Source organism: Pseudomonas sp. (assembly GCF_050739775.1).
In the GTDB taxonomy this organism is placed as follows: Bacteria; Pseudomonadota; Gammaproteobacteria; order Pseudomonadales; family Pseudomonadaceae; genus Aquipseudomonas.
This window is the reverse complement of sequence record NZ_JBOICA010000078.1, coordinates 1-10,098: the sequence shown is the minus strand read 5'-3', so window position 1 is coordinate 10,098 and position 10,098 is coordinate 1. Positions and strand designations below refer to the sequence as shown.

9 protein-coding genes, 4 tRNA genes and 1 riboswitch are annotated in these 10,098 nt (G+C 58.0%); of the genes, 3 read left to right on the top strand and 10 right to left on the bottom strand.

The genetic code is table 11. From position 1 onward, the window contains the following. Window positions 1–91, top strand: a 91-nt coding sequence (locus ACRESH_RS23845) for a transposase domain-containing protein (RefSeq protein WP_431741333.1), incomplete at its 5' end; no start/stop codon positions are given. Here ACRESH_RS23845 and ACRESH_RS23840 read toward each other — a convergent pair. The 3 genes from ACRESH_RS23840 to phnN all read right to left on the bottom strand — a co-directional run bounded on the left by ACRESH_RS23840 (window position 73) and on the right by phnN (window position 1,625). Further along, complete coding sequence (locus ACRESH_RS23840; protein ID WP_431744279.1) at window positions 73–597, bottom strand: AbiJ-NTD4 domain-containing protein; 525 nt, start codon at window positions 595–597, stop codon at window positions 73–75. The two genes, ACRESH_RS23845 and ACRESH_RS23840, sit on opposite strands and share 19 nt — an antisense overlap. A gap of 114 nt (window positions 598–711) precedes the next feature. Next, window positions 712–788, bottom strand: a tRNA-Arg gene (locus ACRESH_RS23835). Between the two features lie 240 nt (window positions 789–1,028). Continuing rightward, entirely contained in the window at window positions 1,029–1,625 is a 597-nt protein-coding gene (gene phnN / locus ACRESH_RS23830; protein ID WP_431744280.1) for a phosphonate metabolism protein/1,5-bisphosphokinase (PRPP-forming) PhnN, read from the bottom strand. Between the two features lie 342 nt (window positions 1,626–1,967). Between phnN and ACRESH_RS23825 the strand changes: the two genes are divergently transcribed. Next, the gene (locus ACRESH_RS23825) at window positions 1,968–2,294 is read left to right on the top strand and encodes an Arc family DNA-binding protein (protein WP_038616878.1); all 327 of its coding nucleotides are present in this window, start codon (window positions 1,968–1,970) and stop codon (window positions 2,292–2,294) included. Between the two features lie 65 nt (window positions 2,295–2,359). Here ACRESH_RS23825 and mgtE read toward each other — a convergent pair whose 3' ends face one another. From mgtE to alaS, 7 genes are all read right to left on the bottom strand, one after another. Continuing rightward, window positions 2,360–3,802: a magnesium transporter gene (gene mgtE, locus ACRESH_RS23820; RefSeq protein ID WP_431744278.1), complete on the bottom strand. Its 1,443-nt coding sequence runs from the start codon at window positions 3,800–3,802 to the stop codon at window positions 2,360–2,362. A 332-nt stretch (window positions 3,803–4,134) separates the two neighbouring features. Further along, a tRNA-Arg gene (locus ACRESH_RS23815) sits at window positions 4,135–4,211 on the bottom strand. 77 nt (window positions 4,212–4,288) lie between these two features. Further along, window positions 4,289–4,365: transfer RNA gene (locus ACRESH_RS23810), tRNA-Arg, on the bottom strand. 108 nt (window positions 4,366–4,473) lie between these two features. Continuing rightward, window positions 4,474–4,564, bottom strand: a tRNA-Ser gene (locus ACRESH_RS23805). 72 nt (window positions 4,565–4,636) lie between these two features. Further along, a complete protein-coding gene (csrA, locus tag ACRESH_RS23800; protein ID WP_002554426.1) occupies window positions 4,637–4,825 on the bottom strand; it encodes a carbon storage regulator CsrA in 189 nt (62 codons plus the stop codon). A 182-nt stretch (window positions 4,826–5,007) separates the two neighbouring features. Beyond that, window positions 5,008–6,243, bottom strand: a complete 1,236-nt coding sequence (locus ACRESH_RS23795) for an aspartate kinase (RefSeq protein ID WP_431744277.1) — start codon at window positions 6,241–6,243, stop codon at window positions 5,008–5,010. Between the two features lie 88 nt (window positions 6,244–6,331). Beyond that, window positions 6,332–8,950, bottom strand: coding sequence for an alanine--tRNA ligase (alaS, locus tag ACRESH_RS23790; RefSeq protein ID WP_431744276.1), 2,619 nt, complete (start codon window positions 8,948–8,950; stop codon window positions 6,332–6,334). A 294-nt stretch (window positions 8,951–9,244) separates the two neighbouring features. Continuing rightward, a riboswitch (FMN riboswitch) is annotated at window positions 9,245–9,397 on the top strand. Window positions 9,398–9,490: 93 nt separating this feature from the next. Between alaS and ACRESH_RS23785 the strand changes: the two genes are divergently transcribed. Continuing rightward, entirely contained in the window at window positions 9,491–10,006 is a 516-nt protein-coding gene (locus ACRESH_RS23785) for a 6,7-dimethyl-8-ribityllumazine synthase (RefSeq protein ID WP_431744275.1), read from the top strand. Window positions 10,007–10,098: the final 92 nt, after the last annotated feature.

The window sequence follows — 10,098 nt, the reverse complement described above, 5'->3', positions numbered from 1 at the left end:
TGCCTATCTCAAGGACGTGCTGACGCGGTTGCCGACGCAGAAGGCCAGTGAGATCGACCAACTGCTACCGCATCAATGGATGTCGGGCTGACCTGAGCAAGGTGTGTTCCCCAACCGCTTACAGTCAATCCTCAAAATCTCGCCACTCACGAACTGATAGCCAACGCCATGCTCCTGAAAGCGCTTATTGAGCTCATCGATAGAGGCATCCGCGATCTTGTTCGCATCGTTCCTCCACAAGTATTGAGTCTCTCGACTGATCGTATCGACCGCCCTGAAGCACATTTCCACGACATCAAGCGCGTGCTCCACTTCCTCAGCTTGGAGGAAAAAATCGACTACCTCATCAAAGAAATTTCGCCGGCCATGCTGCCGCGCTGTTGGCAGAGCGAACAGCCCGTACTCCCTACACAGCATTTCGCTGATGGGTTTCCAGCAGTCTTTGGTTGGATGTTCGTTAGGACCGCCCAGCGCGTCACACATCGCGTGGACAATTTGCACGCGAAGCCCGGCTGGTAGCTCATCGTATTGATAGACATCTGGTGTTTCGCCGCGGAGCTTTTTCTGTCGCTTGGAAAAGATATCAAAAATAGCCACTACCCGACTCCCAGAGGTAAACAACGCAAGATCCGTGAGAGAGCTACTGCACCCGCGATGCACCCATGAGATTTGTACAAGAGTGCTGGAGAGTGCTGAAAGCCTTGAATTATATGGTGTCCCAGGGCAGGTTCGAACTGCCAACCTTCCCCTTAGGAGGGGGATGCTCTATCCAATTGAGCTACTGAGACATAGGGCCGGCAACGAGCGCTGCGCGACGGAGGACGGCGTGCATGTTAACCATCACGCCGGCATTTGTCATGTCATCCGTGGGGCTTTTTGCCTGTAGCCTTTATTCAGCCAAAGGTGAGGATCGTGCATTCAGCAACATGGCAGTGAGCGATCACTGCAGAATGCACGGGGCCCCTGCTGCGGTCCAGCCATCCAGGCTGCAACCCACCGCCAAGCAGGGACGGCGGATGTTCCGAGACTCATCCGCCAACGAGCAGACCCTGCTCACGCAGCAGGTCGAGCAACCGCGCTACGGCGTCATCGAGTCGGGTGGAGTTATCCAGCAAGTACAGGTCCTGGTCCGCTAACTTCAGTTGCTGGCTGCGCGCCAGACGTCGTTCGATATCCTCCCGGGTTTCCCGGCCACGGCCGTGCAAGCGCTGGCGCAGTACCTGCGGTTCGACGCTCAGCAGCACCGCCAGAAGACCAGGATAACGTTGCCGGGCTTGCGCCAAGTGGGCGCGCGAACCGTTGACCAGCACCGTACGCCCCTGCTGCAACCAGCTGTCGATCTGCACCGGGATACCATAGGCCAGGCCATTGGCCCGCCAATGCAAGGCAAAGTCGCCCTCGGCACACATCTGCTCAAAGCGCTCGCACGAAACACCAACAGCATCTTCGCCCTTGGCTTCAGCCGAGCGGGTGATCACACGCCGGGCGACTGCCACGTTGTGAATCTCTAAAACGCCCCGGGCAGCATCAATCAATGAGTCCTTGCCGGAACCGGAAGGCCCCATCAAATAGACCAGGCGCCCAGGCAGTGCTGTACGGGGCGCGACGCTTGCGTCATGCTGCATAGCCACTATGCTCATCAGTAAGGAAGCCTGCGCATTCTAGACGCTTTCCACGGCCTTTTTCGCCTGTTACCAACAGGTCGTGGCAGGGTCCCGACGAACCGCCAGATGAAAAAATGAAAACTTTTCAAACCAGTCCTCATTTCTGATAATTGGTACTGGCAAAACGCCTTCACCCGGTTCAATATTTGTCACAGAATTGACGCCAAGGAACCGGCGACAATGAGGCATGATTCACACCTCATTCACAATTCAGGTTGAACATTTTGTCGCCGTGATGGTCGTACTGAGATCGTGCGGCCAATTTCGAGAACCGCTTCCCCTGAACTAAAACCGGTCAATTATATGCGCCCAATGAAACAGGCTGTTTACTCAAGCCGCACCGCTGACAAGTTCGTCGTCCGCCTCCCCGACGGAATGCGTGAGCGCATTGCCGAGGTAGCGCGCCACCATCACCGCAGCATGAACTCGGAAATCATCGCCCGTCTGGAACAGAGCCTGATCCAGGAAGGAGCTCTGGGTGACGAACTGAGCATGCGCCTGGACAGCCCGGAGCTGTCGCTGCACGAACGTGAATTGCTGCAACGCTTCCGTCAACTTTCCCACCGCCAGCAAAACGCCCTGGTGGCCCTGATTGCCCACGACGTCGAGATGGCAGCTGACGCCTCCTGAAGAGCGACCCGCAATTGAAAAAGCCAGCGAAAGCTGGCTTTTTTATGGCTGCGTTTTACTGAGACCTAGAGCAGGAAGATGGTGGCCAGGCCCAGGAAAATGAAGAAACCGCCACTGTCGGTCATGGCCGTGATCATCACACTGGCGCCCATGGCCGGATCGCGCCCCAGACGCGCCAGGGTCATGGGAATCAATACACCCATCAGCGCCGCAAGCAGCAGATTGAGGGTCATTGCCGCCGTCATCACCACACCCAGCGACCAACTGCCATACAGCAGGTACGCCACCACACCGATCACACCGCCCCACACCAGGCCGTTGATCAAGCCGACCGCCAGCTCCTTGCGCATCAGCCGCGAGGTATTGCCCGGGGTGACCTGATCGAGCGCCATGGCGCGTACGATCATGGTGATGGTCTGGTTGCCGGAGTTGCCGCCGATACCCGCCACGATCGGCATCAGCGCCGCCAGTGCCACCAGCTTCTCGATCGAACCCTCGAACAGGCCGATCACCCGCGAGGCCACGAATGCAGTAATCAGGTTGATCGCCAGCCAAGCCCAACGGTTGCGCAACGAACGCCAGACCGAGGCAAAAATGTCCTCCTCTTCGCGCAGACCGGCCATGTTCAGCACTTCGGTCTCGCTTTCCTCACGAATCAGGTCGACCATCTCGTCAATGGTCAAACGGCCGATCAGGCGGCCGCTCTTGTCCACTACCGGCGCCGATACCAGGTCGTATCGTTCGAAGGCTTGAGCGGCATCGTAAGCGTCTTCTTCCGGCTGGAATACCACCGGATCATCGGCCATGACTTCGGCCACTTGCTTCTCGGGGTCGTTGACCAGCAGACGCTTGATCGGCAGCACGCCCTTGAGGATGCCGTCGTAATCGACCACGAACAATTTGTCGGTATGCCCCGGCAGCTCCTTGAGCCGACGCAGGTAACGCAATACCACTTCCAGGCTGACATCTTCACGGATGGTGACCATCTCGAAGTCCATCAGCGCACCGACCTGCTCCTCGTCATAACTCAGCGCGGAGCGGACGCGCTCACGCTGCTGGGCATCGAGGGTTTCCATCAGCTCATGGACGACATCACGGGGCAGCTCTGGCGCCAGGTCAGCCAGTTCGTCGGCGTCCATCTCCTTGGCGGCGGCAAGCAGCTCATGATCGTCCATGTCGGCGATCAGGGTTTCACGAACCGAGTCGGATACTTCCAGGAGGATGTCGCCGTCGCGCTCGGCCTTGACCAGCTGCCAGACGGTCAGGCGATCATCCAGGGGCAAGGCTTCGAGAATGTGAGCGACGTCAGCGGAGTGCAGATCATCGAGCTTGCGCTGCAGCTCGACGAGGTTCTGGCGGTGAACGAGGTTTTCTACCAGGTCATGATGATGACCTTCCTGACGGTGCGTCAGGTCTTCGACCACGCGTTGACGCTGCAGCAGCTCGACCACCTGGGCCAGGCGATCCTGCAAGCTCTCTTGCGTCTTTTTTACTTCGATTTCTGTCATAGGCGAACTCCACTCCCAGCAGCGGAGCACGCCGGGAGAATCAATCAGTCAGATCTTGATTGGCAACACTTGCTATTGAGTAACTACTGGGTAAGTCCATGGTGGTATTCCACAAGCCCCGGCGGGGCTGACGGGCGCAATCATACACCGCTTGAGCTGTCAGGGTGCTGAAAAAATCGTGGTTAGAACAATCGTTTGCGCGACATAGTTGGGACAACCTGTGCATCCATCAGTGCGACGGTTACAAGGGTAAAAAAAACACATGTCAGAAAGAAAAAGATAGAACGCAGAAAAGCAAAAAGCCCGCCTGAGTAGGCGGGCTTTCTGTTGTATGGTGCACTCAGGAGGATTCGAACCTCCGACCGCTCGGTTCGTAGCCGAGTACTCTATCCAGCTGAGCTATGAGTGCAGGGTTGGCGCTTGATGGACCAGATCACCTCTGGTTGAAGCTGAAGCAACTTTCAAGATGAAAAATGCTTCGTCGTATGGTGCACTCAGGAGGATTCGAACCTCCGACCGCTCGGTTCGTAGCCGAGTACTCTATCCAGCTGAGCTATGAGTGCATTTGTTACCGCGTATTATAGGTCGCTAAATCTGTTTGCCAACCACTTTTTCGTTTATTTTAAACGACTTAGGTGATTAAGACGGATTACAGCGCCCTACATGAATAATGGCGGAGAAGGGGGGATTCGAACCCCCGATACCCTTGTGAGGTATACTCCCTTAGCAGGGGAGCGCCTTCGGCCACTCGGCCACCTCTCCGCAACACGGGGCGTATAATAACCAGACCCTTCCCCGTTTGCAAACTCTTTTTTGAAAAAAACTCGATAAAAATTAATGGCTTGGTTCTTCGTCCTTCTCTTTCTTGATCCGCAGGTAGATTTCCTCACGGTGGACGGCCACTTCTTTAGGGGCGTTTACACCGATTCGCACCTGGTTTCCTTTGACGCCGAGCACGGTCACGGTGATTTCGCCGTCGCCAATGATCAGGCTCTCGGCGCACCGACGAGTCAGAATCAACATACCTTTCTCCTCACGAAATTCAGTTCAGGGATACAGTCTGCAAAAAAAAGGGCTTCAGCCTGCAACCCGTGACGGCTACCGACCTACGCCTAAGTATTGACTAGCGCGAGCAAAACGACAGATTTCTCACACCAGCCAGAAACACGAAGGGCGCGGCCAAGCCGCGCCCTTGAGGCATCGCCTTACTCACCCTGTCGGGCGGGGGCGTCCAGTTCGAAAGCGGTGTGCAGGGCGCGCACCGCCAGCTCCAGGTACTTCTCCTCAATCACCACCGAGACTTTGATCTCGGAGGTGGAGATCATCTGGATGTTGATGCTCTCTTTGGCCAGCGCTTCGAACATACGGCTGGCAACACCGGCGTGGGAGCGCATGCCAACGCCAACGATCGAGACCTTGGCAATGTTGGTGTCACCCACCACTTCGCGGGCGTTGAGCTCCAGCGCGGTGGTTCCCAGGACCTTGTGGGCCTTGTCGTAATCGTTGCGGTGCACGGTGAAGGTGAAATCGGTGGTGTTATCGTGCGAAACGTTCTGCACGATCATGTCAACTTCGATGTTCGCGGCACTGATCGGACCGAGGATCTTGAAAGCAACGCCCGGGGTATCCGGCACGCCACGAATGGTCAGCTTGGCTTCATCGCGGTTGAAGGCGATGCCGGAAATGATCGGCTGTTCCATGGATTCCTCTTCATCAATAGTAATGAGGGTACCCGGACCCTCCTGGAAGCTGTGCAGCACGCGCAGCGGAACGTTGTACTTGCCGGCGAATTCGACGGCACGGATCTGCAGGACCTTGGAACCGAGGCTGGCCATTTCCAGCATCTCTTCGAAGGTGATCTTGTCCAGGCGTTGAGCCTGGGACACCACACGCGGGTCGGTGGTGTAGACACCATCGACGTCGGTGTAGATCTGGCACTCATCAGCCTTGAGCGCAGCCGCCAGGGCCACGCCCGTGGTGTCGGAACCACCGCGACCGAGGGTGGTGATGTTGCCGTGCTCGTCCACCCCCTGGAAACCTGCGACCACGACCACGCGCCCTGCCTTGAGGTCGCCGCGAATCTTCTGATCGTCGATCTGCAGGATGCGCGCCTTGTTGTGCGCGCTATCAGTGAGGATACGCACCTGGTTGCCGGTATAGGACACCGCAGGAATCCCCCGTTTCACCAGCGCCATGGCCAGCAAGGCGATGGTCACCTGCTCGCCGGTGGACACGATCACATCCAGTTCACGCGGAACCGGCTGATCGCTGATCTGCTTGGCCAGGTCGATCAGGCGATTGGTTTCGCCACTCATCGCCGACAGCACCACCACCAGGTCATCGCCAGCCTCGCGGAATTTCTTGACCTTGTCGGCAACCTGCTCGATTCGCTCGACCGTGCCGACCGAAGTGCCGCCAAATTTCTGTACGATCAACGCCATTTCAAAGCCGCCTCAGCCCATGAAGGGCACCCAATAAACATTCAAACGACACCATGGCCCGCCACTAGACGACGGGCCGAATAGTGCCTTAAACGCCCTGCTCCACAAATGGCACGGTCAGGGCCAGCGCGTTGTCCAGCGCAGCGGTGTCAACGCCACCACCTTGCGCCATGTCCGGACGACCGCCACCCTTGCCGCCCACGGCGGCAGCGGCTTGCTTCATCAAATCACCGGCTTTGAGTTGGCCAGTCAGGTCCTTGGTCACACCTGCAACCAATACCACCTTTTCCTCATGGACACTGCCGAGCAGGATCACTGCGCGGCCGAGTTTGTTCTTCAGCTGATCGACCAGCGCCAGCAGCGCCTTGCCGTCCTGACCATCCAGGCGCGCAGCCAGGACCTTGACGTCCTTGACTTCGACAGCCGAGTTGGACAGATCGTCACCCGCGGCACTGGCAGCCTTGGCCTGCAGTTGCTCCAGCTGTTTTTCCAGCTGGCGGTTGCGCTCCAGCACGACCGAAAGCTTGTCGACCAAATTGTCGCGACTGCCCTTGACTAGCTGCGCGGCTTCCTTGAGCTGCTCTTCGGCAGCATTGAGGTAAGCCAGTGCCGCCTCACCAGTGAGCGCTTCGATACGGCGCACACCGGAGGCCACGCCACCTTCGCTGATGATCTTGAGCAGGCCGATATCACCGGTACGCTTGGCGTGGATACCACCGCACAGCTCGACGGAGAAGTCGCCGCCCATGCTCAGCACCCGTACGCTGTCGCCGTATTTCTCGCCGAACAGCGCCATCGCGCCCTTCTGCTTGGCGGTATCGATATCGGTCTCTTCGGTTTGCACCTCGGAGTTCTTGCGCACTTCGCGGTTGACGATGTCTTCCAGCGCCTTGAGCTGCTCCGGCTTGACCGCCTCGAAGTGACTGAAGTCAAAACGCAGGCGCTGGCTGTCGACCAGCGAGCCTTTCTGTTGTACGTGATCGCCCAGCACCTGACGCAAGGCTGCATGCAGCAAGTGAGTGGCGGAGTGGTTCAGCGAAGTGGCGTGCTGCACCTCGGCGTCGACCTTGGCCTGAACCTTGGAGCCGACCACCAGCGTGCCGCTGGCCACTACCCCGTGGTGCAGGGACGCGCCGCCGGTCTTGGTGGTGTCGCGCACATCGAAGCGCACATTGCCGGCCAGCAGGTAGCCGCTGTCACCCACCTGACCACCGGATTCGGCGTAGAACGGCGTGCGATCGAGGATCACCACACCCTGCTCGCCTTCACCCAACTGCTCGACGACCTTGCCGTCCTTATAAAGAGCAACGATGCTCGCCTCACCTTCGGTGCCGGTGTAGCCGGTGAACTCAGTGGCTACATCGACCTTGACCAGGGTGTTGTAGTCCAGGCCAAAGGCGCTGGCGGAACGCGCGCGCTCACGCTGCGCTTCCATTTCCCGCTCGAAGCCTGCTTCGTCGATGGTCAGCTCGCGCTCGCGGGCGATGTCAGCGGTCAGGTCCATCGGGAAGCCGTAGGTGTCGTAGAGCTTGAACACCACGTCACCTGGAACCACGCTGCCCTTGAGCTCGGCCAGGTCCTGTTCGAGGATCTTCAAGCCTTGCTCCAGGGTCTTGGCGAATTGCTCTTCTTCAGCCTTGAGCACGCGCTCGATGTTGGCGTGCTGCTGCGTAAGCTCAGGGAAGGCTTCGCCCATCTCGGCGACCAGTGCCGCGACGATCTTGTAGAAGAAGCTACCGGTGGCGCCCAGCTTGTTGCCGTGACGGCAGGCGCGGCGAATGATGCGGCGCAGCACATAACCACGACCTTCATTGGACGGCAGCACGCCGTCGGCAATCAGGAAGCCGCAGGAACGGATGTGGTCGGATACAACCTTGAGCGACGACTGCTCTTCGTTCTTGCAGCCGATGGCGGCGGCAGAGGCGTCAAGCAGGCTGCGGAACAGGTCGATCTCATAGTTCGAGTGCACGTGCTGCATGACCGCACTGATACGCTCCAGGCCCATGCCGGTATCCACCGACGGTGCTGGCAGCGGGTGCAACACGCCGTCGGCGGTGCGGTTGAACTGCATGAAGACGTTGTTCCAGATCTCGATGTAACGGTCACCGTCTTCTTCTGGCGAGCCGGGTGGGCCACCCCAGATGTCCGGGCCGTGATCATAGAAGATCTCGGTGCAAGGACCGCACGGGCCGGTATCGCCCATGGTCCAGAAGTTGTCGGAGGCGTAAGGCGCGCCCTTGTTGTCGCCAATGCGCACCATGCGCTCGGCCGGGACGCCGATTTCCTGGGTCCAGATGTCGTATGCCTCGTCATCGCTGGCATAAACGGTGACCCAGAGTTTTTCTTCCGACAGGTTCAGCACCTTGGTCAGGAAGGTCCAGGCGTAAGTGATTGCGTCTTTCTTGAAATAGTCACCGAAGCTGAAGTTACCCAGCATTTCGAAGAAAGTGTGGTGACGTGCGGTGTAGCCGACGTTTTCCAGGTCGCTGTTCTTGCCACCGGCGCGCACGCACTTCTGGCTGCTGGTGGCGCGGGTGTAGGCGCGCTTTTCCTGGCCAAGGAAGCAGTCCTTGAACTGGTTCATCCCCGCGTTGGTGAACAGCAGGGTCGGGTCGTTGCCCGGAATCAAGGAGCTGGAGGCAACTCGGGTATGTCCCTGCTCTTCGAAGAAGCGAAGGAAGGCTTCACGGATTTCTGCGCTTTTCATAGGTTCTTCCACGGAAACGGCGGCCTTAAGGCAAATGCTTGCGTCAAATTGACGAAACGACGGCAAAGGGCCGCATTATATCGGGCCTTAGGCTTGGGTGCAGTGTGTTTATGCTATAGAAACCGTCAATTGGACGTTCTGCAACCTTCAGCTGATCCCGTATTACTGGGGGTGCAAGGAAAAATTGGCAAGGTTTCCCGGATGAAATGCCATTCATCCGCAAAAAAATCGTTAGCAGCCTATACGTTCACTTCACATATGTGCTAATAATTCTCCGCCGCCGACGATCGGTGGCAACGTTCTCAGGGCGGGGTGCAATTCCCCACCGGCGGTAATTGCGCACATTGCGCATAGCCCGCGAGCGCTTGCAGGCTTGGCGTGCAAGGTCAGCAGACCCGGTGTGATTCCGGGGCCGACGGTCATAGTCCGGATAAAGAGAGAACGGGATAGGCACACCTGTGCCTGTCGTTGCGCACCTGCGTGGCGAAATCCCCTTCGATCCAGATGCCCTGTTTCTCATACAAACAGGAGTCCGTTTCAATGCAACCTACCGCAATCGATAGCAAAAACCCTTCCCACGAGCGCATCGCCTTTATCCAGGCCTGCTGGCACAAGGATATTGTCGATCAGGCACGCAAGGCCTTCGTCGAAGAAATGGGTGTTTTGGGCTATCAGGCAAGCGATATCGATTTTTTTGAAGTCGCTGGCGCCTTCGAAATCCCCCTGCACGCCAAACTGCTGGCCCGTAGCGGCCGCTATGCCGGCATTGTTGCCGCTGGCCTGGTCGTCGATGGCGGCCTGTACCGCCATGAGTTCGTCGCCCAATCGGTGATCAGCGGCCTGATGCAGGTTCAGCTGGAAACCGAAGTACCGGTGTTCTCGGTGGTGCTAACCCCGCATCACTTCCATGCGGGCGATGAACACCAGAACTTCTACTTCGAGCATTTCCTGGTCAAGGGTGCCGAGGCGGCGAAGACCTGTGCTGATACGCTGCAGAAGTTGCGTACCCTGCGCCGCAATGACCTAGTACAGCATCCCTCAAATATCTTTCAATGAAAGGGCGATGCAGGCAAACTCGACTGCATGGGACGCGGACGGCAAGCGCAGGCAATCAATCTATCTCGAGAAGAGCGTAAATCGCTTGAGTT